Annotated in this window: 21 protein-coding genes; 10 read left to right on the top strand and 11 right to left on the bottom strand. The window is 63.4% G+C overall.

Features of this window, described 5'->3' with window-relative positions; all coding sequences use genetic code 11:
- Positions 1-49 precede the first annotated feature (49 nt).
- The 5 genes from N826_RS09020 to N826_RS09000 all read right to left on the bottom strand — a co-directional run bounded on the left by N826_RS09020 (position 50) and on the right by N826_RS09000 (position 5,847).
- Positions 50-1,087 carry a glycosyltransferase family 4 protein gene (locus N826_RS09020; protein ID WP_044427808.1) on the bottom strand — a complete coding sequence of 346 codons (1,038 nt, stop codon included), beginning with the start codon at positions 1,085-1,087 and terminating at the stop codon, positions 50-52.
- The gene (locus tag N826_RS09015; protein WP_044427806.1) at positions 1,084-1,866 is read right to left on the bottom strand and encodes a UDP-2,3-diacylglucosamine diphosphatase; all 783 of its coding nucleotides are present in this window, start codon (positions 1,864-1,866) and stop codon (positions 1,084-1,086) included. The genes N826_RS09020 and N826_RS09015 overlap by 4 nt, the downstream gene beginning before the upstream one ends.
- Positions 1,867-2,041: 175 nt before the next feature.
- The gene (gene zapE / locus N826_RS09010) at positions 2,042-3,190 is read right to left on the bottom strand and encodes a cell division protein ZapE (protein WP_044427805.1); all 1,149 of its coding nucleotides are present in this window, start codon (positions 3,188-3,190) and stop codon (positions 2,042-2,044) included.
- Between the two features lie 145 nt (positions 3,191-3,335).
- Positions 3,336-4,682: a B12-binding domain-containing radical SAM protein gene (locus tag N826_RS09005; protein ID WP_044427804.1), complete on the bottom strand. Its 1,347-nt coding sequence runs from the start codon at positions 4,680-4,682 to the stop codon at positions 3,336-3,338.
- A gap of 103 nt (positions 4,683-4,785) precedes the next feature.
- Positions 4,786-5,847 (bottom strand): NAD-dependent epimerase/dehydratase family protein, encoded by a 1,062-nt coding sequence (locus N826_RS09000; RefSeq protein ID WP_044427803.1) that lies wholly within the window; start codon positions 5,845-5,847, stop codon positions 4,786-4,788.
- A 170-nt stretch (positions 5,848-6,017) separates the two neighbouring features.
- Here N826_RS09000 and N826_RS08995 point away from each other — a divergent pair, with 170 nt between their 5' ends.
- A complete protein-coding gene (locus tag N826_RS08995) occupies positions 6,018-7,238 on the top strand; it encodes a glycosyltransferase (protein WP_044427802.1) in 1,221 nt (406 codons plus the stop codon).
- A 67-nt stretch (positions 7,239-7,305) separates the two neighbouring features.
- Positions 7,306-8,376: an NAD-dependent epimerase/dehydratase family protein gene (locus N826_RS08990; protein WP_044427800.1), complete on the top strand. Its 1,071-nt coding sequence runs from the start codon at positions 7,306-7,308 to the stop codon at positions 8,374-8,376.
- Positions 8,377-8,406: 30 nt separating this feature from the next.
- On the opposite strand, the gene N826_RS39775 is transcribed toward N826_RS08990, so the two are convergent.
- Together N826_RS39775 and N826_RS08980 are read right to left on the bottom strand one after the other, a co-directional pair.
- Positions 8,407-9,033: a class I SAM-dependent methyltransferase gene (locus N826_RS39775; protein WP_052830949.1), complete on the bottom strand. Its 627-nt coding sequence runs from the start codon at positions 9,031-9,033 to the stop codon at positions 8,407-8,409.
- 82 nt (positions 9,034-9,115) lie between these two features.
- Positions 9,116-9,958, bottom strand: a complete 843-nt coding sequence (locus N826_RS08980) for a tetratricopeptide repeat protein (protein ID WP_044427798.1) — start codon at positions 9,956-9,958, stop codon at positions 9,116-9,118.
- 49 nt (positions 9,959-10,007) lie between these two features.
- Here N826_RS08980 and N826_RS08975 point away from each other — a divergent pair, with 49 nt between their 5' ends.
- The 5 genes from N826_RS08975 to N826_RS08955 all read left to right on the top strand — a co-directional run bounded on the left by N826_RS08975 (position 10,008) and on the right by N826_RS08955 (position 13,637).
- On the top strand, positions 10,008-10,901 hold the full coding sequence (locus N826_RS08975) for an SDR family oxidoreductase (protein WP_044427985.1): 894 nt from the start codon (positions 10,008-10,010) through the stop codon (positions 10,899-10,901).
- A 115-nt stretch (positions 10,902-11,016) separates the two neighbouring features.
- Complete coding sequence (locus tag N826_RS08970) at positions 11,017-12,369, top strand: hypothetical protein (protein WP_044427796.1); 1,353 nt, start codon at positions 11,017-11,019, stop codon at positions 12,367-12,369.
- Positions 12,370-12,507: 138 nt separating this feature from the next.
- A complete protein-coding gene (locus tag N826_RS08965; RefSeq protein ID WP_044427794.1) occupies positions 12,508-12,699 on the top strand; it encodes a hypothetical protein in 192 nt (63 codons plus the stop codon).
- Positions 12,700-12,786: 87 nt separating this feature from the next.
- Positions 12,787-13,218 carry a type II RES/Xre toxin-antitoxin system antitoxin gene (gene parS, locus N826_RS08960; protein WP_044427792.1) on the top strand — a complete coding sequence of 144 codons (432 nt, stop codon included), beginning with the start codon at positions 12,787-12,789 and terminating at the stop codon, positions 13,216-13,218.
- Positions 13,218-13,637: an RES family NAD+ phosphorylase gene (locus tag N826_RS08955; RefSeq protein WP_044427790.1), complete on the top strand. Its 420-nt coding sequence runs from the start codon at positions 13,218-13,220 to the stop codon at positions 13,635-13,637. Before parS ends, N826_RS08955 begins: the two co-directional genes overlap by 1 nt.
- A gap of 285 nt (positions 13,638-13,922) precedes the next feature.
- On the opposite strand, the gene lepA is transcribed toward N826_RS08955, so the two are convergent.
- Positions 13,923-15,725 (bottom strand): translation elongation factor 4, encoded by a 1,803-nt coding sequence (gene lepA / locus N826_RS08950; protein ID WP_044427789.1) that lies wholly within the window; start codon positions 15,723-15,725, stop codon positions 13,923-13,925.
- Positions 15,726-15,868: 143 nt separating this feature from the next.
- On the opposite strand from lepA, the gene N826_RS39770 reads away from it, so the two are divergent.
- On the top strand, positions 15,869-16,504 hold the full coding sequence (locus tag N826_RS39770) for a TIGR02466 family protein (RefSeq protein WP_052830948.1): 636 nt from the start codon (positions 15,869-15,871) through the stop codon (positions 16,502-16,504).
- A 45-nt stretch (positions 16,505-16,549) separates the two neighbouring features.
- Here N826_RS39770 and N826_RS08940 read toward each other — a convergent pair whose 3' ends face one another.
- From N826_RS08940 to N826_RS08930, 3 genes are all read right to left on the bottom strand, one after another.
- Positions 16,550-17,116 (bottom strand): DedA family protein, encoded by a 567-nt coding sequence (locus tag N826_RS08940; protein ID WP_244619573.1) that lies wholly within the window; start codon positions 17,114-17,116, stop codon positions 16,550-16,552.
- A gap of 170 nt (positions 17,117-17,286) precedes the next feature.
- Positions 17,287-19,389 carry a bacteriohemerythrin gene (locus tag N826_RS08935; RefSeq protein ID WP_052830947.1) on the bottom strand — a complete coding sequence of 701 codons (2,103 nt, stop codon included), beginning with the start codon at positions 19,387-19,389 and terminating at the stop codon, positions 17,287-17,289.
- A gap of 334 nt (positions 19,390-19,723) precedes the next feature.
- Positions 19,724-23,065, bottom strand: a complete 3,342-nt coding sequence (locus tag N826_RS08930; RefSeq protein WP_044427784.1) for a maltotransferase domain-containing protein — start codon at positions 23,063-23,065, stop codon at positions 19,724-19,726.
- 171 nt (positions 23,066-23,236) lie between these two features.
- Between N826_RS08930 and N826_RS08925 the strand changes: the two genes are divergently transcribed.
- Positions 23,237-24,085, top strand: coding sequence for a polyphosphate kinase 2 family protein (locus N826_RS08925; protein ID WP_052830946.1), 849 nt, complete (start codon positions 23,237-23,239; stop codon positions 24,083-24,085).
- A gap of 265 nt (positions 24,086-24,350) precedes the next feature.
- The gene (locus N826_RS39765) at positions 24,351-24,950 is read left to right on the top strand and encodes a PRC-barrel domain-containing protein (RefSeq protein WP_084720600.1); all 600 of its coding nucleotides are present in this window, start codon (positions 24,351-24,353) and stop codon (positions 24,948-24,950) included.
- Positions 24,951-25,161 lie beyond the last annotated feature (211 nt).

Raw genomic sequence — 25,161 nt, 5'->3', positions numbered from 1 at the left:
CTTTTCGCGCTTCGGCCGGAGACAAAGCCCGGACAAGCGCCGGCTTTCCTCAGACCGCCCGGAGATAGCCGGCGGTTTGGCTTAAAGGCCTGAGGTTGCTGAGGAACTGCTCGGCCGAAGCGCGCCAGGAATATGTCAGCGCATGCTCGCGGCAGCGCTCCGGCGGGATCTTCAGGGCCGATGCGATCGCTTTGCCCAGGTCCTCATCCATGCATCCCACTGGATCAGCGCCTTCCGGCACCTCCAGCACGTCGAGCGGACCGGGGACCGGATACGCCGCGACCGGGACTCCCGATGCCAGCGCTTCCAGCAGCACCAGACCGAAGGTGTCTGTTCTGGACGGAAAGACGAAGACGTCGGCGGCGGCATAGCTGGCCGCCAGGTCTTCGCCGTGCCGGGCGCCCTCGAACTTCACGTCCCCGTAGCGCCGGCGGTATTCCTCCATCTGCGGGCCGTCGCCGACGACGACCTTGGTGCCGGGGATATCCAGCTTGAGGAACGCTTCCAGGTTCTTCTCCACGGCGACGCGGCCGACATAGAGGGAAACCGGCCTAGGATAGTCGAGGAACGACTTGTCGCGTGGACGGAACAGACCGGTATCGACTCCGCGCGACCAACGGCGGATGTTGCGGAACCCCTTGGCGGTCAACGCATCCTCGATCGACTTCGTCGCGACCATGACGGCGAAGGCCGGCGCGTGGAAGCGGCGGACCAGGGCGTAGCTGAGCGCCAACGGAATCGGCGCGCGGTCGCGGACATATTCCGGAAAGCGGGTGTGATAGGCTGTAGTGAACGGGATGTCGTGCTTCAGGCACCATGATCGAGCGGCGAATCCCAAGGGTCCTTCGGTCGCGATGTGGATGGCGCCGGGATCGGCCGCTTCGATCAGATCCGCCATCTTGCGACCGGCGCCGACCGCCAGCCGGATTTCCGGATAAGTCGGCATGGCGACGGTACGGAAGCGGTCGGGACCGATGATCTCGACGGAGTGGCCGAGTTGGACAAGCTCATCCCGGACGGTGGCGAGGGTCCTGACGACGCCGTTGACCTGCGGGTACCAGGCGTCCGATACGATCAGGATCTTCACGCTGCGGCTCTGACTGGCAGCGATCGACGTGAAGCCGCCCAGTCGACGATCTGCAACTCGCCGCTCGCCAGTTCGACCAGCGCCGTGCAGGATTCGACCCAATCGCCGTCGTTGCAATAGAGGACCCCTTCCATCGGACGTATTTCAGCGCTGTGAATATGTCCGCAGATGACTCCATCGACCTCGCGACGGCGAGCCTCGTCGGCCAGCGCCTTCTCGTAATCTCCGATGTACTCGACGGCATTCTTGACGCGGTGCTTCAGATAGGCCGACAGGGACCAGTATGTGAAGCCCAGCTTTCGGCGCACATGGTTGAACCATGTATTGACCATTAGCAATCCGGTGTAAGCCTTGTCACCCAGATGGGCGGCCCATTTGGCGTATTGGACGACCACATCGAACTGGTCGCCATGGATCACCAGGAAGCGGCGGCCGTCGGCGGTGGTATGGATGGCGTCTTCCAGGATCGTAATGCCGCCGAACAGCATCCCGATGAAGTCGCGGAAGCTTTCGTCGTGGTTGCCGGGGATGTAGAAGATTTTGGTGCCTTTACGCGACCGGCGGAGCAGCTTCTGGACCACGTCGTTGTGGGACTGCGGCCAGTACCAGCTCCGCTTCAGACGCCAGCCGTCGACGATGTCGCCTACCAAATAGAGATAGTCGGACTCATGGCACCGCAGGAAGTCCAGCAGCAGGTCCGCCTGACACCCGCGCGTTCCCAGATGAACATCGGAGATCCAGATGCTGCGGACATGCCGCACGCCGTCCATGGTCTGCATACGCCAGCTCCTGAGGGGATTTCGGAACTGGCGCGGGTATACAGTTGAAAATCGGAAGATGGCAACGATTGTGGTGCCGTATATTTAAATGTTCTTATTGGTGTAAGATTAAGTACTCAATGACGACGTTTTTTCTTCACTAATCTCTTGGCAATGGCAGACTGCCGCCCGCCGTTCACGTCAGATGTTCCGCTTCCAGGTAGTCTTCCGCCTGCATCTCCATCAGCCGGCTGACGGTCCGCTGGAACTCGAAGGCATGCAGGCCCTCGTTGTAGATGGCATCCGGAGGGCACTGGGCGGAGATGATGGTCTTCACCTTGTGTTCGTACAGGGAGTCGATCAGCGTCATGAAGCGCTTGGCCTCGTTGCGCTGGGCTTCCGTCAATTTCGGCACGCGGTCGATGATGACGGTGTGGAAGTGGGTCGCGATCGCCAAATAGTCGCCGGCGCCCAAGGGACGGGCGCAGAGTTCATGGAAGGAGAACCACGCGACACCCCTGGCTGCCTTCGGGATATCGACCTTCCGGCCCTGGGCGGTCAGGCTGCAATGGGTGCTGGGGCTGCCTTCGGTCAAGGTGTCGAACAGGTCGCGCAGCGCCCGTTCCGTCGCCGGGCCATGGGGGTAGTAATAGACCTGCGAGCCTTTCAGTCGGTCCCTGCGGTAGTCGGTCGGGCCGGAAAGCTCGACGATGTCGACCCGCTCCTTCAGCAGCCGGATGAAAGGCAGGAACAGGTCGCGCTGGAGGCCGTCCTTGTAGAGGTCGTCGGGCGGCCAGTTGGAAGTCGCGACCACCACGACGCCGAGGTCGAACAGCGCTGTGAACAGCCGGCCCAGGATCATCGCGTCCGCGATGTCGGTGACGTGGAACTCGTCGAAGCAGAGCAGCCACGCCTCGTCGGCGATGGCGCGGGCGAGGTCGGGAATGGACTCGTCGCCGGTCTTCTTCCCGCTATCGGCTTCCTTGGCGGCTTCCTTAGCGGCTTGCCGATGCTGGTGCAGCCGCTCGTGGACTTCGATCATGAAGGCGTGGAAGTGGACGCGGCGCCGGTGCTCGACCGGGGCCGTCTCGTAGAACAGGTCCATCAGCATGGACTTGCCGCGACCGACATCGCCGTAGATGTAAAGCCCCTGCGGAGCAGGGTCCGGCCGACGGGTGAGGCCGAAGCGCGCGCGCCAGCCGACCCTGCCCATGGTGGGCCTGTACTCCCGCAGGGCCTGGAACAGCGACTGCAACCGCTCGGCCGCGTATTCCTGCGCGGCGTCGGCTTTCAGGGTGCCGGTGCCCCGGCGGGAACGGTAGAGCGCTAAAGGTCCGTTTGGCATGGCGGAGCGGGGACACACGACAAGGGATGCGGGAACGACCCGCATTCCTTAGCGGAAACACCCGGCCAGCGAAAGCGGTGAGACGACGCGGCTCCCCTGCGGCTTCGTCAACGGTGCAGGGGTGTGCGGTCCAGGCTCTTGCGGTTCAGGAATTGGCCAGAGTGTTGGCCAGTTCCCGCCACTTCTTGGCGCCATCCGCCTCCAGCACGTAGTTGTCGTCGGCCACGGCGCCGGGGAAAGCCTTCTGGACCTTCTCCTCTTCCAGGTTGGCCAGCGGCGTCCCTTCGATCGCGGCGCAGCCGGATTCCTGCCACGTGTCCAGCGGCAAGGAGGCCACGAAGCGCTTGGTGTCCATCATCTGCGCGTGAGTCTCGCCCGGCAGGCCGTAGGTGAAGGTGCCGTGGACGGTCATGCCCAGGCGCTTGATCTCGTGGACCGCCCTGGTCGCGTATTCCAGGTCCAGGTGCTTGTTGACGATGTTGTCCACGACCCACTGGTTGCCGGATTCGAAGCCCAGCTTGACGCCGTAGCAGCCGGAATCGCGCATGATCTTCCAGCTTTCCATGCGGGACGTGTCGGCGCGGCACATGGCAGACCACGGCAGGCCGATCTTCTTCATCACTTCCGACATCTTCAGCACGTGGCTGTTGCCGATGTTGAAGGTGTCGTCGTCGAAATAGATCGAGCTGTAGCCGTACTTGCCGGTCAGCTCGGACAGGAAGGCTTCCATGTATTCGGGCGTGTAGTGGCGCACCGACCGCTTGCCCGTGCCGTCCGGATCGTTGCCGGTCATGGTCGCCGGCCAGACGCAGAAGATGCACTTGAAGGGGCAGCCCCGGCTCGACCAGACCTGGGCGTGGGGAGCGGACTGGCCGCGCGGGTTGTCGTCCCAGTAGCGGTGCGCGATGACCTCGTCGTAATAGGGGAAGGGCGCGCCGTTCATTTCCTCCAGGGTCAGGAGGTCGTGCTCGATGATGCCTTCCTCGCCCTCCAGGACCCGCACGGAACCCTTCTCGTACTCGCCCTTGATGACCGCGTGGACCGGGAAGTTCTCCATGATCTCCTTGGCCTTGGAGGAGATCGGGCCGGTCACGACGATGCGGGCCTCCGGCACCACCTTCTTGATCGCGAAGATGATCTGGCCGTCATGCTCCCAGCTCGGCGAGGCCGATTCGATGAAGATGTAGCGGTAGTTCGCTTCGCGTAGATGGTTGAAGTAGGTCGCATAGCTCTCGCGCAGCGCCAGGCTGTCGCGCATCACCACCTCGGCGCCGGTCGCCCGCGCGGCGTAGGTGGTGGCATATCCCATGAAGAACGGATAGGGCAGGTAGCCGCCGAAGATGAAGTTGTCCGGCGTCGAATGGGTATGGATCGTGTGCGGCCAGCGCGACCCCGCACGGATGCCGGCCAGGCACATGTCATGCGAAGCCCCATTGTCGTTGATCGTGAATTGTTCGAGCCACCAGGGCGGATTGCTGAACAGAACTTTCATGGGGCTTCTCCTCCTGCGGCAAGTCGTCGCTCTGCCGGACCGCCGAAGCGTAGTTCGCAACCGATAAGGAACCGTTAATCCTGTTGACGCGGAAAGGGGGCGTTCAGCGCAGGATCGGCTGAAGCTCGTCGGCATGGGCTTCCAGCCAGCCGAAGATGTCGTCCACGATCTTTTCCACGCCATGCGATGGCCGCCATCCCGTCGCCGCCGTCACCTCGGCGTTGTCGGTCACGTACCAAGGGATATCGGCGGCCCGCGTCTCCGGGTCGCTGCCAAGGGTGGCGACGCGCTGGCAGCGCCGCACGCACAGTTCCGTCAGTTCCGCCAGCGAGACGCTGACGCCGGCGCCGCCGCCGACGTTGTAGGTCCGGCCGGCATGCCGGCCAATGTCGCGGACCTGGATGCGGACGAGGTCGTAGAGGTCGGCGACGTGAAGGACGTCTCGCACCTGAGCGCCGGTGCCGCCGAAACCCATGTAGGAGAGGTCGCCGCCGAACAGATGGCGGGCCGCCCACAGCACCATGAAGCCCTGATCGACCTTGCCCATCTGCCACGGCCCGGTCAGCACGCCGCAACGGTTGACGACGGCGCGCAAGCCGTACATCGCGCCGTATTCCTCGATCATCAGTTCCGACGCTAGCTTCGTGGCGCCATAGATCGAGCGGCTGCCGGCCATGGGAAATCCCGTTCCGATCCCGTCGGCGGACCAGCCGGGACCCGCCGCCGCCTCGTCCAGCGCCAGGCGAGAGCCGGCGGCGTTCAGGGGCAGGGCACGCAATCCTGCGATCGGATAGACGCGGCTGGTGGACAGGAAGACCAGCGCCGCGTTGCAACGGCGCACGGCTTCCAGGCAGTTGATGGTGCCGGTCAGGTTGGTGTTGATCACATAGGCCGGCGATGCGCCGTAGCCGGCATGTACCGAAGGTTCGGCCGAACACTCGATCATCAGGTCGAAATCGCCGGCCTCGGCGATGTCCTCGGCGTTGCGGACATCGCCATGGCGGAACTCGACCCCGGCTTCGCGCAGCCTCGGCAGTGCGAGTTCGCTGCCCCGCCGGCGCAGATTGTCGAATGCCACGACAGCCGCGTCCGGATTGTCGCGCTTGAATAAGGACGCGAGGTTCGACCCGACAAACCCCGCCCCGCCAGTCACCAGAATCCGCATCGCGCCACCAGAGGTAATCCCAATAGTTTAGAAAGGCGCAAGTCGAGGCGGTGGTCAAGCTGGAAATCGCATGTCGGGTCCGGTCGCCAGCATGCTGGAGTAAGCTTTCTTTAACCAAATCGTGCCGAAGTATTCCGCCGGATGTCATAACTCCAATTGGATAGCTGATCGTGCAGGATGTAAGTTTCTCGCAAGCGCAGATCAAAGGTATCCGCCGGGCGGACGTCATCTTCGTGGCGGCCGATGGCTTTACCTTGGCGCCGAGCAGGATCCGCGCCTACACCTTCGCCAAAGCCTGCCGCGAGCGCGGCCTCAATGCCGAAGTCCTGTCCTTCTTCGACCATCTGGGAGCACCGGGACAAGGGTCGGCGGCCTACAGGATGGACGAGCAGACGAAGCTCCGCATCGCCGCTATGGGCGCCGACATCCTCAAGGTCAATCCGACCGCGATCTTCTACATGCAGAAGGTTTCGTATCATAGCCTGTCCGTAGCGATCGCGGCCGGCGCGAACGGTAATCCGGTCGTGCTGGACTACGACGACTTCGATTTCCAGTCGCACTTCCTGCCGCGCATCTCGCGGTTCTTTCCCGGCGTCGGCCCTTTCCCGGCCACGGCCGATATGGCGAAGAACTCCGAGCTGTGCATCTGTTCGAGCCACCGGCTTATCGAGATCATGAAGCAGTTCAACGAGAACTGCGAGCTGATCCCGACCGGCACCGACCTGTCGGTGTTCGACGCATCGCTGAGGGAGCAGGCCCGGCCGGAGCTGCGGCCCGGCGATCCGGTGGAGCTGATCTGGTTGGGCGATCTGTGGGGACCCCAGATCGTATCCGACGTGATGATGGCTGTAGATGCCTTCGCGGCGCTGCCGTCGTCGATCCGCGATCTCGCGCGCCTGACGATCATCGGGTTCGGCGACGCTTGGGGAGAGTTCAAGCATGTCATCGGCACCAAGTATGCCCATGTCAGCAATCTCGTGCTTCGTGAGCGGATCGACCCGGCCGACGCGCCCGCCTTGCTCGCCGGCTGCGACATCGGCCTGCTCCCGCTGTCCGACAGCCCGTTCAACCACTGCAAGAGTCCGACCAAGATGTTCGAATACATGGCCATGAAGGTGGCCGTGCTCGGGACTCCGGTCGGCGAGGTCGAGCATATCATCCGCGACGGCGAGAGCGGCATGCTGGCCCAGGATATCGCCGGCTACATGCGGCGGATGGGGACGCTGATCCTCGACGCCGGACTGCGCCGGTCGATCACGGAGCGTGCCTACGAGGAGGTGGTGAAGAGCTACCATCTCGGCCCCATGGGAGACAGGCTGGTCGAACTGCTGACGCAGGTGCGCGATGGCCCGCGCCGCCAGGGCCTGGAGCAGTTGATGGCCGAGGGTTAACCAAAACTTTGCGAAAGCGGGATTGTAATCGTCCCCGTCCCGTCAAGCTGCTCAAGGAATCGCGGTCATGTCGATTGTCATCGTAACCGGGTCCGCCGGCCTGATCGGTGCGGAAGCCGTGCGCTTCTTCACCGGTAAAGGCATGGACGTCGTCGGCATCGACAACGACATGCGGCAATATTTCTTCGGCGAGGGCGCCAGTACCAGATGGGCTTGCGAGCGTCTGTGCCGCGACTTCCCGTCGTATCGGCATGAATCCGTGGATATCCGGGACGCCGCCGCGATCGACGCCATCTTCCAACGCTACGGCAAGGACATCGCGGCGGTGATCCACACGGCGGCGCAGCCGTCCCACGACTGGGCCGCGCGCGAACCGGTGACCGATTTCACCACCAACGCCAACGGTACCCTCAACCTGCTGGAAGCGACGCGCCGCTTCGCCGAAGGGGCCGTATTCATCTTCACCAGCACCAACAAGGTCTATGGCGACACCCCCAACGCCCTGCCGCTGGTCGAGCTGGAAACCCGCTGGGAGCTGTCGCCCGACCATCCTTGGGCAACCCACGGCATCCCCGAAGCCATGAGCATCGACCAGACCCTGCACAGCCTGTTCGGCGCCTCCAAGGTCGCGGCCGACGTGCTGGTGCAGGAATACGGTCGCTACTTCGGCATGAAGACAGCCGTCTTCCGGGGCGGCTGCCTGACCGGTCCGGGCCATTCCGGGGCCGAGCTTCACGGCTTCCTGTCGTACCTGATGAAGTGCGCGGTCAGCGGCAACCGCTACACGGTGTTCGGCTACAAGGGCAAGCAGGTCCGCGACAACATCCATTCCCACGACTTGGTGTCGGCGTTCTGGGAGGTTTTCCAGGCGCCGCGCTCGAGTGCCGTCTACAACATGGGCGGCGGCCGGTTCTCCAACTGCTCCATGCTGGAAGCGATCCGGATCTGCGAGGAACTGGCCGGCCGGCCGATGAACATCGCCTATCAGGACGGCAACCGGGTCGGCGATCATATCTGGTGGATCAGCGACATCCGGGCCTTCCAGCGCGACTACCCGGACTGGCGCCAGCAATACGACCTGCGCCGGATCATGGAAGACATCCATGAAGGCTGCCGCGAGCGCGAGCCGGCACTCTAGGAACGAGCCGCCGGCAGGGGCGGGAGCGGGCTATCCGGCAATGCGCTGGAAAGCCATCAGGTTGTGCTTGGCGTTCAGGAAGCGGAACCATTTCGGCAGTTCGGTGATCAGGCGGGTAGGACCTTGCCAATCCGGCACGTCGTCGAACACGATGTAGCCGCCGGGCGCCACGAAGGGCGACCAGAACTCGAAATCGCGGCGAACCGCCTCGTAGTTATGGTCGGCGTCGATGAACAGCAGGCCGATCTGCCGGTCCCCCGGCCATCCTCGGGCGGCTTCGACGGTAGGCGAGCGCACCGGTTCGACCTGATCGGCCAAGCCGGCGCTCATGATGTTGCCCCAGAACTCGTTGAACAAGTCGTCCGGCCCGTACTCCGCAAGCAGGCTCTGGTGTTCCGGCTCGTGCGGGGTGCCTTGCCAGGTGTCGACCGCATGGACCTGACCTTCGCCGCGATCCAACATGCCTGCCGCCAGCCAGATCGTCGACCGGCCGCGCCACGAGCCGAGTTCGACCACGGTCGGTACCGGGGCGATGAAGCGGGCGAACTGGTAGAGCAGGGCGCCGGCATGTTCGTTGATGAAACCGTGGACCGATTGGGCTGCCTGCGCCACTTCGCGCAGCCGTCCGTTCAGAGCCTCTTGATAGTCGGCTTCCATCAGGGCGATCCTCTTTGCTGTTCGCCCATCCGGTGTAGCCTCCGGATTCACCAGAATTCGTTAAACTGCGACAGCTTCCGGCTTATTTGGCGACCTGACCGGTCTGAAGCCGATTGAGGTTGTCGGAAGCGGCGCGGGCATTGGCCGTGTCGGGATCGACTTTGGTCACCATCTGCCAATCGGCCCGCGCTCCGTCCTGATTGCCGCCCGCCGCCCGCAGGTTGCCACGCAGCAGCAGCGCTTCTGGGTTGGAAGGCTCCAGCGCCAGCGCGCGCTGGACATCCTCCATCGCCTTGTCCTGCTTGCCCAGCGACCGGTAGGCGCCGGCGCGGTAGACATACGATTCGGCATTGTTCGGCGCGATCGCGATGGCCCGGTTCAAGTCTTCCACCGCATCCTGGTAGCGCTGGGCTTCCGCCCGCGCGAAGGCGCGGTCGATTAGCAGTTCGGGGTCTTGGGGAGTGCGTTCCAGCGCCGCTCCGTAGGCACGCTCGGCCCGGTCGGAATTGCCGGCGCGCAGCCATGCCCAGCCGGCGCGGGCGAACAGGCTGGCCGCTCCCTCCGCCGTGTTGGAGCCCAGCGTCGGGACGAGGTCTTCCAGCCGCGTCGCGGCGGCCTGGAACTGACCCTGGTGGAACAGCGCCATAGCCTGACACAGCCGGGCCATGTCGCCGCCGCCACGGTCCTCCCAGGTCAGGGCGCTGTCGAACGCGGCGTCCGGCGCCCGCTCGGCGAGCTTGAGGCAGGCGGTCGCCTCCCTGGCATGGTTGACCGCTTCCCGGTCGGCGGGGGCCGCCGCCTGGGGTTGGGGATTGGCCGGGTGCTTGCGGTCGGCGGCTCCGGCGGTTCCGGCCGCGAGCAGCGAGAGGGCAAGGGCCGCCGGAATGAAGCGGGCGAAAGCCCGGGGGACATTGTTTCTGGTCATGGTGGCTCCTAAATTCGGCCCTGGAGTTCCCGAGCGCAAGGCCAACATCATGCAGCCATCATCCGTGCCCCGTCTGTTCTGCTTCGGGCTCGGCTTCAGTCCCCTGGCCTTCGTCGATCTGGTCGATCCCGAAGGCTGGCGCATCGCCGGAACCACGCGCGGCGCCGAGAAGGCCGCGGCGTTGCGGGCCAAGGGGATCGAGACTTTCCTGTTCGACCGCGGGCGTCCGCTCGACGATGCCACCGCGGCGCTGGCGGGAACGACCCATCTGTTGACGGCGGTACCTCCCGATGCGGAAGGCGACCCCGTGCTGGACCATCACGGCGGGGACATCGCGGCGCTGATGCCCGGTCTCCGGTGGGTCGGCTATCTCTCGACCACCGGAGTCTACGGCGATCACGACGGCGCCTGGGTCGATGAGACGACGCCACTCCAGCCCACCGGGCGGCGGCAGAAGCAGCGGGCGGCAGCCGAGGATGCCTGGCTGACCCTGTGGCGCGAGCACGGCGTTCCCGTCCACCTGTTCCGCCTTGCCGGTATCTACGGTCCCGGCCGGAGCGCCTTCGACGCGGTGCGCTCCGGCACGGCGCGCCGAATCGACAAGCCGGGACAGGTCTTCAGCCGCATCCATGTGGAGGACATCGCCGCTGTCCTGCGAGCGTCGGTCGAGAAGCCCGACCCGGGTGCGGCCTATAACCTGTGCGACGACAATCCGGTAGCCGGCCACGAGGTAACGGCCTTCGCCTGCGAGTTGCTGGGCGTAGAGCCTCCTCCCCTTGTCCCGTTCGAACAGGCCGAGCTGTCGCCGATGGCGGCCAGCTTCTATGCCGACAACAAGAAAGTCCGGAACGACCGTATCAAATCGGATCTGGGGGTAACGTTGAAGTACCCGGACTACCGCCAGGCGCTGCGAGATATTCTTAAGCAGGAAGGCGGGCAATGATCCGTTACCAGCCGATCCGTGTAGTCCTATATGCATTAGGGTACTAACAATACGGACTATTTGTCGCTATTTTTATCCTTAGGGAGCAATCCCCTTGGATGAAAGGACTGCGACAATGGTGACGTCTGAACTCCTGGGAAAGATCAGGACCGGCCTATACGATTTCCTGGCGGAATCTCCTGAGGAGCGGCCGGCGCTCATCTCTCCGCCGTCCCAGGCGATCAGGCGATCGCCTGCCGCTCCGCCCGCTCCTGAGCCGTCGCCTTTGCTTGGGGCCGAACTGGCGCGGCTGTTCGCCCGCAACCCGAACGCGGCGGCAGGCCGCATCCATCTGATCGGGCTTGAACCGATCCGGGAACGGCTCGGCGAGCGCTGGCCGAAGCTCCGCGACAGCATCCACCAGCTGGCTTCCAAGGTGATCGGTCAGCATCTGGGGCCTGACGACGTCTTCTGCCGGTACGGTACGCTGGACTACCTGATCGCCTTCTCGGCGCTGACTCCGGAAGCCGCCCGTATCAAGTCGGTCGCCATCGCGCAGGCGCTCTATGGTCATTTCCTGGGCAGCGACGATTTGGAAGGTATTACGATCAAAACGGCGGTCGGTCAGATCGATGGGGCTATCGTGTTCGACCAGCAGCCCCTCCACGGCATCCTGAACGCGCTTGCCGACCTATCGCCGGTTCCCGTCGACGATAAACTCTGTCTCCGCCCTCGCAGCGACCCGACAACCCTTCTGGAATGGCAGTACCGGCCGGTGCTCGACCGTCAGCACGGCGTGCTTTCAACGTGGTGCTGCGTACCCTTCATCCGGCCTCCAGTAGGGTTGGTCAAGGAAGGGTACCGCGTGCTGGGGCGCGATGCCGACGCCGACCGGATCGCGGAACTGGACCGGATTACGCTGGATCACGCCCTACGGGATCTGGACGACCTGATCGCCAACCGGTTCAGCGTCTTCGTGAACGTGCCGCTTCACTTCGAAAATCTCTGCACGCGCCGGACGAGGGCCGGCGTTCTCGGATTGCTTCAGCAGACCGACGAAATGCTGAGGCGCTTCCTGGTCTTCACGATCCAGGGCGCTCCGGGCGATATCCCGCGCGGACGGCTGCTCGAACTCGCCAGCATGCTGCGCCCTTTCTGCCGGTCCGTGCTTCTGGCCGCCGATCCCCATGACCACTCGGTCGCCTATGCGAAGGAATGCGGCATCCATGGCGTGACATTCGACCTCGGCGGTCAGTTCGACGCCGCCGGACACCTGCCGCCCGCGCTGGAGAAGATCTGCCGCAACGTGGAGCATTCCGGTGTCAGGCTCGCCATGATCGGCATCCGGACCGATGCGCAAGCCCAATTGGCCGCCGATCTCGGCGCCACATATCTGGGAGGACCCCGGATCGGCCCTCCCGGAGAAGCGCCAGCCAATATGGTGCGCTATGGCTGGAACGACCTGATGGCCGGGCGGTGTCCGCTGTAGACCGGGATACCCGCACCAGTACCGGAGACATAATCCCAAATATGCGGCGGCACGCCGCATGGCGTTAGACCGAACGGTAAAATGAAAATTGTCACAATTGTACGTTAAGATGCTCCGAGTCTTACGGAGGAAAAACCAATGAATGAAGTGGCGCAGCCCGTGTTCCTGATCGTCGGTGCAACCGGAGAACATGGCGCGGTCGATCATACCATCGTGGAAATGCCGAGCCGGAGTGCCGGCGATATCGTCGGGCAGGCCTTGTCGGCCCGGCTCATGAACGGCGGCGCCGTCGGCAAGGCTTACTTCCAGGTCGTATCGCCTTCGGCGTGATCGCATCCGTGCGCGTTCATATGCCCTCTCTTGAAGAGCGTGCGATTTCGCCCTAAGCTTGAAATCGTTGCGCTATGAGGGTGGACAATGGCCAGCGCCGCTCAGGTTGTCGCCCTTCTCGGTGGCGAGAAGGTTGTCGGAAGGCCGGTGACGTGCGATCTCGATATCGCCCGCCTGATCCGGGACGGGTTGCCGGTGGACGTCGTGGACAGGTTGGTCGGCGACAAGACGGTCACGCCCAATGAGGTGAGCCGCATCATCATGGCTCCCAAGGCGCTCTCAGAGCGGCGACGCAGGGGCGGTCTGACGCCTGAGCAGTCAGAAAAGGTCGTCCGTGTCGCCCGCGTCTTCGCGGAAGCGCTGGAAACATTCGGTTCACGCGACAAGGCGCTGACCTGGATGCGGCGCGGCTGTGCCGTCCTGGGCGGCAAAGCCCCGATCGACCTGCTGGATACGGACGAGGGCGCCGGGCTGGTGGAAAGCCTGCTCGGCCGTATCGCCCATGGACTGGCTGCCTGATGCGCGTCTGGAGACTGACGCGGCTGCCCTATGCCGACCTGTCCGGAGCGGGAGCCGAGTTGCTCGGCGGCCGCTGGACGTCACCCCGCGTTCCCGTCGTCTATGCCGCCGTCGATGCCGCCTTGGCAGCGCTGGAGATCCGGGCGAACCTCGACCTGGATTTCTCCCTGCTGCCCGACGACTACGTCCTGCTTGGGATCGACACGAACTATCTGGGCTACGAGGACGCACCTCCCTTGACCGAGGGCGAGCAGTGCCGCGCCTATGGCGACCGCTGGCTGAGCGAGGGACGTTCGGCCCTGCTGCGCGTTCCCTCCGTCGTCATGCCGGAGAGCCACAACATCCTCATCAATCCTCGGCACCACGACGCCCGCCACGCCCGCATCGCCTGCCAGCGCCCCTGGCGGTATGCGGCCTGAAGATCGACCGATGAGTGCCGGCAAAGATGTCGGGCTGAAGAGGCCCGACCTACAAGGATTTGCTGGCAAAAGCACGCTGACGTAGGTCGGGCCTCTTCAGCCCGACATCCAACGTTTTGGACCGGTCAATCATCAGCGCCGGTGGTAGCATACCGAGGGTCGAAGACATTGACCTGTGTGGACAGCGTTTGTTGGGCCACGGCCCAACCTACAGGCTCCTGCTTCGTAGGTTGGGCCGTGGCCCAACACTTGCCGACCGCCGGTCAAACTCTTCGGCTCCTGGTATCAGTTGTCGTTCATCTTCAGGGCGGCGATGAAGGCGCTCTGCGGGATTTCGACCTGGCCGAACTGCCGCATGCGCTTCTTGCCTTCCTTCTGCTTGTCCAGCAGCTTCCGCTTGCGGCTGATGTCGCCGCCGTAGCACTTGGCAAGCACGTCCTTGCGCATGGCGCTGATGGTCTCGCGCGCGATGACGCGGCTGCCGATGGCGGCCTGCACGGCGATCTTGAACATCTGGCGCGGGATCAGCTCCTTCAGCCGCTCGCACAGGGCTCGCCCGCGCTTCTCGGCCGCCGCCCGGTGGACGATGGTGCTGAGCGCATCGACCGGCTCGGCATTGACCATGATCGACAGCTTGACCAGATCGCCTTCGCGGTACTCGTCCCACTGGTAGTCGAAGCTGGCATAGCCGCGGCTGATGCTCTTCAGGCGGTCGTAGAAGTCGAACACCACTTCGTTCAGCGGCAGGCGGTAGACCATCATGGCGCGGCTGCCGGCATAGGTCAGCTCGATCTGTTCGCCGCGCCGGTCGGTGCAGAGCTGAAGCACGCTGCCGAGGTATTCGTCCGGCAGCATGATCGTCGCCTTGATCCAGGGCTCCTCGATCTTCACGATGCGGACGGGATCGGGCATGTCGGCCGGGTTGTGCAGGTCGATGACCGAGCCGTCGTTCATGTGGATCTTGTAGACCACCGACGGCGCCGTGGTGATCAGGTCGAGGTCGAACTCCCGCTCCAGCCGCTCCTGGATGATCTCCAGGTGAAGCAGGCCCAGGAACCCGCAGCGGAAGCCGAAGCCGAGCGCCGCAGACGTCTCCGCCTCGAAATGGAAGCTGGCGTCGTTGAGGGCCAGCTTCCCCAGGCTGTCGCGCAGATGCTCGAAGGCGGCGGCGTCGGTCGGAAACAGGCCGCAGAACACCACCGGCACGGACGGCTTGAAGCCGGGCAGAAGCTTGTCGGCCGGACGCCGGTCGTCGGTGATGGTGTCGCCGACCTTGGTCTCGGTGATGTCCTTGATGCCGGCGGTGATGAAGCCCATCTCGCCGGGGTTCAGCACGCCGGTCAGCAGGGCCTTGGGCGTGAAGACGCCAACGCGGTCGATCTCGCGGGCGGCGCCGCTGACCATCATCCGCATCTTCATGCCGACCTTGAGCTGGCCGTCGACCACGCGCACCAGGATGACGACACCCAGGTAGGGATCGTACCAGCTATCGACCAGCAGCGCCTTGGTGGTGGCGTTGGGATCGCCCTTGGGTGCGGGCAGCCTTTGCACGATGGCTTCCAGCACGTCCTCGATGCCGAGGCCCGTCTTGGCCGAGATCATGACGGCATCCTGGGCATCCAGGCCGATCACGTCCTCGATCTGCTGCTTGACGCGCTCGGGTTCCGCTGCCGGCAAATCGATCTTGTTGAGGACCGGGATGATTTCGTGGTTGTTGTCGAGCGCCTGATAGACGTTGGCGAGCGTCTGCGCCTCGACGCCCTGGCTGGCGTCCACCACCAGGATCGAGCCCTCGCATGCCGCCAGCGACCGGCTGACCTCGTAGGCGAAATCGACGTGGCCGGGAGTGTCCATCAGGTTGAGCTGATACTGCTCGCCGTCCTTGGCGGTGTAGAGCAGCCGGACAGTCTGCGCCTTGATGGTGATACCGCGCTCCCGCTCGATATCCATGCTGTCGAGCACCTGCTCGCGCATCTCGCGCGCGTTCAGCCCCCCGCAGAGCTGGATCATGCGGTCGGCCAGTGTGGACTTGCCGTGATCGATGTGCGCGATGATGGCGAAGTTACGGATATTCTTGAGCTCGGACATGCCTGACGCCACTAACCTGAAAATTAGCCCGCACCATAGGGCCGCTGCGGGTTGGGCGCAACGGAGTCATGGAAATCGGGACCAACGCACGCCATACACTTGGCAAGCCATGCGATTGATAATGAAAATTGCCGGGGAACCTCATGCAGTCGATCAAGCTAAACGAAGCGATCATGTATTGTTTCGGAACGCCGCTGTTCAAGGCGCGAATCCGGGATCACGCTCCGATGAACGCGGAACTGGCTAAGTTCCTCCAGAAGGAACGCTCGCTCGATCCCGAGAAGCACATGTCGGCGGTGGGTGGCTGGCAGGGCAGCAAGGAGCTGTTCCAGCAGGACCACCTTGCTCTCAACCGTCTCAAGGGACATGTCACCAAGGCCGTGATCGCCGTCACCTCCACATATTTCGGCCAGCCGCTCGACCCCGCCAAATGCACGGTGACCGGCGAGATGTGGGGCAACATCATCCCCAATGGCGGCTATACCAAGCTGCACAACCATTCGAAGTCCCACTGGAGCGGCGTCTACTATATCGACGTGTCCAAGATGGACGAGAACCGGTCACCGGAAAACGGCTGCATCGAGTTCGTCGATCCCCGCAGCTTCCCGACCGCCTTCCACCATCCCAAGTTCTCGATGCTGCCGGGCATGACCGTCAAACCCGAAGACGGCTTGATGGTCTTGTTTCCGGGCTGGCTAAACCACTACGTCCATCCCTATTACGGGCCGGCCGAGCGCATCTCGATCGCCTTCAACATGATGATCCGGGTGGACGAATAGACACGAGCCCCGATGCGGCTGCGAGAATGACCGGCCGATGCCCGGTCATTCCGCCTGGGCCGGCACGTTGCGGTTGGGAACCGTCGCCGGCACTACGGCCGGCTGCGGCGCGGGGCGCCGGCGCGACATCTTGACCAGAACGACGATCGCGATCAGGAAGGCCGCGAGCATCAGCAGCCCGAACCCGGTCGCCAGATCGCCCAGCAGGTGCTGAAGCGCCATGCCGGCCAGATAGCCCGCGCCGGCGAAGCAGACAGCCCAGACACCGGCCGCGATGAAGTTGAGCATCGCGAAACGCGACCATGCCAGCCCGCTCATTCCCATCGCGAAGGAACTGAAGTTCCGCACGCCATAGATGAAGCGGAAGCTGAGAATAAAACCAGTGCTATACTTCTTCAGCAGGTTCAGCGCATGATCGACACCGGGTTTCCAGCGGGGAAAGCGGAGTAGAAGTCTGGCCCCGTACCGGCGTCCGATCAGGAAGTAAAGCTGGTCGCCAAGGAAACTACCAAGCCAAGCAAAAGCGATCAACGTAGGTAGATCCAGAATGCCTTCGCGTGCAGCTACTCCTGAGAAGATTACGAATGTCTCGCCTTCCAGAAAGGTCCACATGAACACAATGGCATAATAATAGTTACCGTAATCCTTGATGGTCTCGAGAATATCCACCGCGCGCTCCTGAGACAGGCCACTTTCTTATCCGTTGGCCGCAGTCTATCCGGAATCGTAGCGATTGCATACCGCTATGGTGACATTTCCGGGCCATCGTCCGACCGCCTTCGTCATGCCGCCTGCCGGGTCAAGTCCTGCGTCCCGGGGTGATTGATGGATTTACGGCCCGCGGCGAACTCCGCTACCTTGCCGTCGGATCCCTTGATGTGCCCCTGCCACCAGTTGCCCAGCAGACCGATTACGTCGATACCTCGGATGGGTGCTCCCGTGTGGTAATCCTCGGCAAGTGTGTCCAGGCGCTCGATGAACATCCTGTGTTGCTCACGGTGCTCGGCGGCGTCGGGATAGCCGATGCGGGTCATGAACTCCTCCTCGTCGGAGAAGTGACGGAAGGCGTAGGCGCGCAGTTCGGCGAAGGCCTCCTTCAGAACGTCCGGGTCGTCGATGGTCTTGACCATGACGTAGACCCGGTTGGCCAGTTCCATCAGGCGCTTGTGCTCGTTGTCGATGGCGGGGATCCCGAACTCCAGATCCTTGCCCCATGTCACCAGCGGGCGCGCTCCCTCCTCGTCCTCGAAGCGCACCTGCCGCAGGAAGGCATCGACCTTCTGTTTCAGCGTTTCCGCCTGTTCGCCCAGGGTCATGGCGGTGTGGTCCAGGTCCCGGGTGGCCGAAGTCGCCTCGATGGCGGCCTGCTCGACCTTGCCGATGGCGCTGGAGACGCTTGCGGTGCCAGATGCTCCCTGCTCGGCATTGCGGGCTATCTCGCGGGTGGCCGCATGCTGCTGCTCGACGGCGGCGGAGATGGCGGTGGCGACTCCGCTCATGTCCTGGTTCACCTGCACGATCGACGAGATCGCTTCCACCGACAGATGGGTGCTGTCCCGGATCTCGGCGATCTGCCGGGTGATCTCGTCCGTGGCGCGTGCGGTCTGGTTGGCCAGCGCCTTGACCTCGTTCGCGACGATGGCGAACCCCTTGCCGGCGTCTCCCGCCCGTGCGGCCTCGATCGTGGCGTTGAGAGCCAGCAGGTTGGTCTGGCTGGCGATGTCGGCGATGAGCTGGACGACGACGCCGATGCCGGCGACCTTCTCCTCCAGGACGCGCATGGCCTCGGTCGTCACGCCCGTTTCGCGCACCGCCCGCGACGCCATGGTCGATGCATGGGATGCCTGGCGGGCGATCTCCTGGATGGAGATGCTGAGCTGTTCCGCCGCGGCCGCGACGGTCTGGACATTGTTCATCGCCTCTTCGGATGCCGCGGCGACGGTCGTCACCTGTTCCCTGGTCTGGGCGGCGTTGGTCGACATGCGGCGGGAATTGCCGCGCATCGCATGGTCGGCGGCGGCCAGCCCGTCGAGCACGCTGACGACGGTCAGCTCGAACTCCTGGATGAAGGCATCCATCTGCTTCTGCTTGGCTTCCTTCGCCTCGGCGGCCTTGGTCTGGGCTTCCGTCAGGTCGCGGGCACGGATCAGGCCTTTCTTGAAAACCTCGACCGTCTGGGCCATCGCACCGATCTCGTCCTTCCGAGCGACCGAGGGAATCGCAACGTCGATCGAGCCCTCGGACAGGCGGGTCATGACGCGGCGCAACTCGGCAAGGGGCCGCACGATGGATCGGGTGACCAGCAGCGCCGCACCGAGAACGAAGGTCAGGACGATCCCGAAGATCGTCACCTGCTCGATTGCCTTACGTTTGAACACGGCATCGACATCGTCGACGTAGATCCCCGTGCCGATCACCCAATTCCACTCCGGTATCAGGGTCACGTAGGAAATCTTGGGAGACGCCGCCGCTGCTCCGGGCTTGACCCAGTTGTAGTGCACGAAGCCGCCGCCCTGGGCGCGGGCTATGTCACAGAACGCCGCGAACATGGCCATGCCGTCCGCGTCGCGCAGATCGAGCACGCTCTTGCCGACCCGGTCCGTCATTCTGGGGTGCTGTAGCAGCGTGCCGTCCAGACCGTTGACCCAGAAATAGTTGCTGCCGTCATAGCGGAGTATCGAAATAGCGTCCAGGGCGCCCTGTTTGGCCGCATCTTCCGTCATGTCGCCGGCCGCCGCCTTGGCGGCGAAAGCCGTGGCGATGCTGGCAGCGGCGTCGACAAGGTCCTTGGTCTTCAGTTCCCGGTCGAGGAGAAGTTCCGACCGCAGGCTGGCCAGAGCGATTACGCCGATGATGAGCATTCCGGCCAGTGCCAGTGAAACCATGGCAAAGAGTCGGCCACGCAACTTCAGACTAATCGACATCAACGCCTCATACCGCAACCATAGGAACATATTTTCCGATAGGTAGAGGATTGTTGCGCGCAGTTTGTTAAAATATTACATTGTTTCGTGTAAAATTTATCATCTTATGTGCGATATATTGACGCGGGCTGTCCATCATTTTATGAAAAATAAATAATTTAGCTAAAATTTTATAATTCGCGTCCGGTGACGCTGGATGTCTGGTCCGTTGCGAGGTTGAAATCGAGGACGAAACCGGCCAGACCGGGCGGAGAAGCGCTCCGCCCGGTCTGGCCGGTCTAACAGGCTACGTTCGTCAGGTGCGCTGTGCGATTCCCGGCGGGATCACGCGCCAGATGGCGCAGGGGTTCATCTGCGGATCCAGATGGACCTGCTGGAACTTGCCGTACCAGAAGAAGCGGCCTCCGGTCAGCAGGTCCTCCACCTCGACATGGGCGCTGTCCGGCAGGCCCAGTTCCCAGAGCGGGACCTCGATCGTGCCGCCATGCGCGCCGTTGGGATCGAGATTGACGGCGATCAGGATGAAGTTGTCCTTCGCCTTGGTCATCTTGCCGTAATACAGGATGTTGTCGTCATGGGCGCCGTAGAAGCGCAGGTTGTCGTACTCGTGCAGAGCGGGGTTCTCGCGCCGGATCTTGTTGAGCCGGGTGATATAGTTCCTGATGTTGCCCGGCCGGTCCCAGTCCCACGCCTTGATCTCGTACTTCTCGGAGTTCAGGTACTCCTCGCGTCCCGGTATCGGGGTGCCCTCGCACAGTTCGTAGCCGCTGTAGAGGCCATAGACGCTGGACAAGGTGGCGGCCAGAACAGCCCGCATCTTGAACACGCCCGGCTGTCCGGACTGGAGGATCGGCGGGTTGATATCCGGCGTGTTGGCGAAGAAGTTCGCCCGCATGTACTCCTTGGGCTCCAGCATGGTCAACTCGACCAGATAGTCGGTGATCTCCTGCTTGAAGTTCCGCCACGTGAAGTACGAATAGCTCTGGGTGAAGCCGACCTTCGCCAGACGCTTCATCATCTTGGGCTTGGTAAAGGCTTCGGCTAGGAACAGGGCGTCGGGGTAGCGGTCCTGGACCTCGCGGATCATCCATTCCCAGAAGGGCAGGGGTTTGGTGTGCGGGTTGTCGACCCGGAAGATCCGGACGCCCTTCTCGCACCAGAACAGCACGATATCGCGCAGCTTGTACCAGATGTCGGGCAGGGCGCCGCGATAGAAGTGGACGTTGACGATGTCCTGGTACTTCTTCGGCGGGTTCTCGGCGTATTTGATCGTGCCGTCGGGCCGCCAGTCGAACCATTCCGGATGCTCCTTGATCCAGGGATGGTCCTGGGAGCACTGGATGGCGAAGTCGATCGCGATCTCCAGCCCGTGGTCGCGGGCCGCACTGACCATCCGGGCGAAGTCCTCGAAGGTGCCGAGCTGGGAATGCAGCGCGTCGTGGCCGCCCTCGGGCGAGCCGATCGCATAGGGGCTGCCGACGTCGTCTTCCTTGGCGTCCAGAGTGTTGTTCTTGCCCTTGCGGAACGACTTGCCGATCGGATGGATCGGGGTGAAGTACAGCACGTCGAAGCCCATGTCGCGGACATAGGGCAGTTTGGCGATCACGTCGTCGAAGGTGCCGTGCCGGTTGACGTCGTCGCTCATCGAACGCGGGAAGACTTCGTACCATGCGGCGTAGCGGGCCGCCGTCCGGTCCACGAAGCACTCCAGCACCGTCTTGTAGTGTGACAGGTTGGTCCGTTCGCCCGAGCGGCGCATGGCGATGTGCAGATCGTTCGACAGCAGCAACCGGGTCGCCAAGTCCTCGTCGGCGCTGTCGCGCGACAGCCGCTCCAGCGTCGTTTCCATCACCTCGCGGTCGGCGCCCGCTGCCTGCTTGGCCGAGCGCTCGACCAGTTCGCGGCCCTCGATCAGCTCCAGCGACAGCTTCTGGCCGGCGTCCTGCTTCTTGATGAAGTCGCTGCGCCACGTCTCGAACAGGTCGCGCCACGCTATGATCGTGTAGAAATACCGGCCGTTCTGCGTCAGCGGGATGTTGCCGACCCAGCGGTCGTTGTCGAAGAAGGCCAGCGGCTCCTCGCGCCACTTGTCGTCGCCCTGGACGCGGTAGCGCAGGCAGGCGTTGATCTTTTCGTGACCGTCGGTGAAGACGTCGGCCCAGACCTCCAGCACGTCGCCGACCTCGCGCTTGATCGCGAAGCGGCCGCCGTCCAGTTCCGGATAGACGCCCTCGATGGCGATCCGATCCTTGGCCAGGGTTTCCAGCAATTGCCGGGATTCCTGCTGCCGTTCGGCGCTGTCGGCGCCGCGCGATACCTTGGCGTTGGCTTCCGGATTGCCGCGGAAGACGCGCAACTCGAGCGGGGCCAGCACGATCGGCTCGCCGGGCCGGAAAAGCTGGGGCGAGCATTGCGGCGTCACGTCGCGGAAGCCGTCGAACAACCCGCCGGTCTCGGCCAGCAGCGGTCCGGGATCGATCGAGTGGGCGCGGTTCTCGTCCGGATTGATCAGGACGATGGCGCAATCCTGGACATCGCCGGTTCCCTGCCGGCACAGCCCGACCACGGGGCTGTGCGGCGCCGTGATCCGGAACTGCGGTCCCTCGACGTTGAACGCGGGCGTGGCGGCCCGCATCGAATTGACGTCGGCGACGAACTGGCTGATGTCGACCTTCGGCTCTTCCCAGTCCTCCGGAGTCGATTTGACCACGTCCATCTTGCGGGTGAAGCCGTATTCGTAGCCGATCGGCATCATCACGCCGGCGGAGAAGCAGGCGGAGAACAGGTAGCGCATCTTCAGGATGGCGGCCAGCCGTTCGCGGTCCTGACTGCCGACATCGGCGGCCAGCCGCTCGGTGTCATGGCTCTCGGGGAAGGCCACTGACGGCGCTATGTGGCGGAACTGATTGTACTGGTCCAGCAGCCAGGGCTCCTGGAAATCCCACCACTTGGCGCTGTTGAACAGGTAGTCGAAACCGGCGTCGCCCAGGGCATCGACCTGCTCGACCGTGCAGCCCAGCGTTTCCGCGTAGAATTCGACCTCGCCGTCGATGTCGTGCGCGGCGTCGATCAGGTCGCGCCAGACGGGAGCGGGCACCTGATATGCGGCGTCGCAGCGGAAGCCCTTGACGCCAAGGCCGACATAGTGCTGCACGTAGCGCCGCCAGTAATCGACCAGACCGGCGCGTGAATCGGGGTTCTCGTAGTCGAGTTCCGCCAGATCGCCCCAGATCGTCACTTTGCTGGGATCGACCGGATCGACCGCGCGGGGGCTGTAGAGGGTGCCGTCGGCCTCGCGCCGGAACCACTCCGGATGCTGTTCGGCCAGCACGGAGTCCTTGGCGGTGTGGTTGACCACCAGATCCAGCATGACGCGCATGCCGTGCTCTTCCGCCCGGCCGCAGAAGCCCCGGATCAGGTCGTCCGGGCTTTCGGAAGCGCCGCCCTGGAAGCGGTCGTGCAGCCGGTACGGGTCCTTGACCGCGTAGAGGCTGCCGGAGAAGCCCGGATAATGGATGGGGTTGAGGAAGACCCAATCGAACTGCATGCCGGCAATACGCGCCAGATGCCCGGACCAATCCTGGACCGATCCGACCAGCAGCGGAAAGAGGTTGTAGATGCGTGGTCCGAGAGTCACTAGCCCATCCTCGTGTCGTTGACTTCCAGGCGCCGATTGATTTTTACGGCGAAGCGCGGTTCGATTGACCGGCTTTCCAGCCGCACGGCCGCAGTCGTGCGCCCAACCGGCCCGATCCAACGTTTAACCAGCGCCACCAAGCTAAGGTTCCACACGCGAGAGGCGACCCCGATGTCCCGTACCGAGATCAAGCCCGACAAATCCAAGATCCGCCTGCGCAAGCTGGACCAGGGCGCGGAGCGGTTCACCGACAAGTCGGACTACGAGAAGCGGCTGAAGTCGCTCCAGGAAGAGATGCTGCATATCCAGCAGACCTATTGGCACGAGAAGCGCCGTGCGATCGTGGTGTTCGAAGGCTGGGATGCCGCCGGCAAGGGCGGCGCCATCCGCCGCATCACGGAGCAACTGGACCCGCGCGGCTTCCACGTCTGGCCGATCAGTTCGCCGACCGCCGCCGAGCAGGGCAAGCACTATCTGTGGCGTTTCTGGCAGCGGCTGCCGGAGCCGGGCACCTTCTCGATCTTCGACCGCTCATGGTATGGCAGGGTGCTGGTGGAGCGGATCGAAGGCTTTGCCAAGCCGAAGGAGTGGAAGCGCGCCTATGACGAGATCAACGAGTTCGAGCGCCTGCTGATCGACGACGGCGCCCGCATCGTCAAGCTGTTCTTCCACATTACCGAGGAAGAACAGCTCGCCCGCTTCCGCGAGCGCCTGACCAACCCCTACAAGCGCTGGAAGCTGACGGAGGAGGATCTGCGCAACCGCTCCCGCTGGGTCGATTACATGGATGCCGCCGAGGATATGTTCGACAAGACCTCGACGGTGGCGGTGCCGTGGCATCCTATCGCCGCCGACAGCAAATGGCACGCCCGCGTCGAGTCCCTGAAGATCATCACGGCGGCACTGAGGGACGGCGTCAACATCGCCCCGCCACCGGTCGATCCGAAGGTGATCGAAACGGCGGCCGAACTGCTCGGCATCCATGTCAGCGGGCATGACGAGGAGGTGATGAAGGGGTAGGAGGAACGGCGGGGCCTTGCCTTAGTGTCAGCAATGCCCCGTTTCGGCGGGGTGTTGTACTTTTCACGACCAGCCAATAAAGAAAATCCAAATACAACATCATAAGTTATTGAAAAATTTTTGAAAATATTGTGCTCGGTTGCTGATACGCATGAATAAGTATTTTAATCCTCACTAAATTCCGAAATATAAGTAGAATTTATGCTTGAAATCCGGTCAGCAAAATCAAACTCGGCCTCTCGAAAGCAAATCAAAGGAGGTCATCATGCGATCATCATCTCTGCTGTGCACCGCATCTGTCCTTACACTCCTTGCCGGTCCTGTCTTCGCGCAGACGACGCAAGGCACTGAACCCGTCAATCCCACGACGGACGCGCCGGCGATGGCCGTGGAGGCTCCCTCCGGCAGCCCTGCCATGGGAACGGCGCCCGATACGTCGGCCGAGGCCGCGCGCGATCAGCCGGCCGACACCACCAATCCCGGTATGGCCACATCCGGCACCGCCACTCCGGATGCCGGAGCCATGGCTACGGACTCGGCCGCGATCAGCGTCGACGACATGATGGGCAAGACCGTGCGCGGCAGCGACGGCGAGTCCCTGGGCTCGGTCGAGGACATCATCATCGATCCCCAGTCGGGCGAAGCGCGCCAGCTCGTGCTCTCCAGCGGCGGCTTCCTTGGGATAGGCGCGAAGCAGATCGCCGTCGATCTGGCAAGCGCCAACCTGTCCAGCCAGGACGATGCGCTGGTGTTGCCCAACATGACCCAGGCCGATGTGGAGGCCATGCCCGTGTTCGAGATGGAGGAAGGAACGGTCTCCTTCAACTCGCGACCGGACGCGACGACCGGCACCACCACCCAATAAACCAGGCCCCTGGTAATCCAGGCTGAAGCCACACAGCCAGATCGAAGTCACCCCGGGCCGGCATTTCACGTCCTGTGCGGAACATCCGCGCCGGCCGTGATGCCGGTCCGGGTTTTTCATGACCTGCCGGCAGTTGGCAGATCGCTCGCCTTACACATCGACCTGCTATTTCCGGAACGCGATGTCCTTCTTCCTCCTTTATTCCTTCTTG

The sequence above is a fragment of the Skermanella aerolata KACC 11604 genome (assembly GCF_000936425.1).
In the GTDB taxonomy this organism is placed as follows: Bacteria; Pseudomonadota; Alphaproteobacteria; order Azospirillales; family Azospirillaceae; genus Skermanella; species Skermanella aerolata.
Note: the sequence above shows the minus strand (reverse complement) of the source record. Positions and strands in the feature narration are given on the sequence as shown.

Coding starts and splice junctions, on each gene's coding strand:
- N826_RS09015 (WP_044427806.1), bottom strand. CDS start 1,866: ATGCAGACCATGGACGGCGTGCGGCATGTCCGCAGCATCTGGATCTCC.
- zapE (WP_044427805.1), bottom strand. CDS start 3,190: ATGCCAAACGGACCTTTAGCGCTCTACCGTTCCCGCCGGGGCACCGGC.
- N826_RS09005 (WP_044427804.1), bottom strand. CDS start 4,682: ATGAAAGTTCTGTTCAGCAATCCGCCCTGGTGGCTCGAACAATTCACG.
- N826_RS09000 (WP_044427803.1), bottom strand. CDS start 5,847: ATGCGGATTCTGGTGACTGGCGGGGCGGGGTTTGTCGGGTCGAACCTC.
- N826_RS08990 (WP_044427800.1), top strand. CDS start 7,306: ATGTCGATTGTCATCGTAACCGGGTCCGCCGGCCTGATCGGTGCGGAA.
- N826_RS39775 (WP_052830949.1), bottom strand. CDS start 9,033: ATGGAAGCCGACTATCAAGAGGCTCTGAACGGACGGCTGCGCGAAGTG.
- N826_RS08980 (WP_044427798.1), bottom strand. CDS start 9,958: ATGACCAGAAACAATGTCCCCCGGGCTTTCGCCCGCTTCATTCCGGCG.
- N826_RS08975 (WP_044427985.1), top strand. CDS start 10,008: ATGCAGCCATCATCCGTGCCCCGTCTGTTCTGCTTCGGGCTCGGCTTC.
- N826_RS08970 (WP_044427796.1), top strand. CDS start 11,017: ATGGTGACGTCTGAACTCCTGGGAAAGATCAGGACCGGCCTATACGAT.
- N826_RS08965 (WP_044427794.1), top strand. CDS start 12,508: ATGAATGAAGTGGCGCAGCCCGTGTTCCTGATCGTCGGTGCAACCGGA.
- parS (WP_044427792.1), top strand. CDS start 12,787: ATGGCCAGCGCCGCTCAGGTTGTCGCCCTTCTCGGTGGCGAGAAGGTT.
- N826_RS08955 (WP_044427790.1), top strand. CDS start 13,218: ATGCGCGTCTGGAGACTGACGCGGCTGCCCTATGCCGACCTGTCCGGA.
- lepA (WP_044427789.1), bottom strand. CDS start 15,725: ATGTCCGAGCTCAAGAATATCCGTAACTTCGCCATCATCGCGCACATC.
- N826_RS39770 (WP_052830948.1), top strand. CDS start 15,869: ATGCAGTCGATCAAGCTAAACGAAGCGATCATGTATTGTTTCGGAACG.
- N826_RS08940 (WP_244619573.1), bottom strand. CDS start 17,116: ATGTGGACCTTTCTGGAAGGCGAGACATTCGTAATCTTCTCAGGAGTA.
- N826_RS08935 (WP_052830947.1), bottom strand. CDS start 19,389: ATGGTTTCACTGGCACTGGCCGGAATGCTCATCATCGGCGTAATCGCT.
- N826_RS08925 (WP_052830946.1), top strand. CDS start 23,237: ATGTCCCGTACCGAGATCAAGCCCGACAAATCCAAGATCCGCCTGCGC.
- N826_RS39765 (WP_084720600.1), top strand. CDS start 24,351: ATGCGATCATCATCTCTGCTGTGCACCGCATCTGTCCTTACACTCCTT.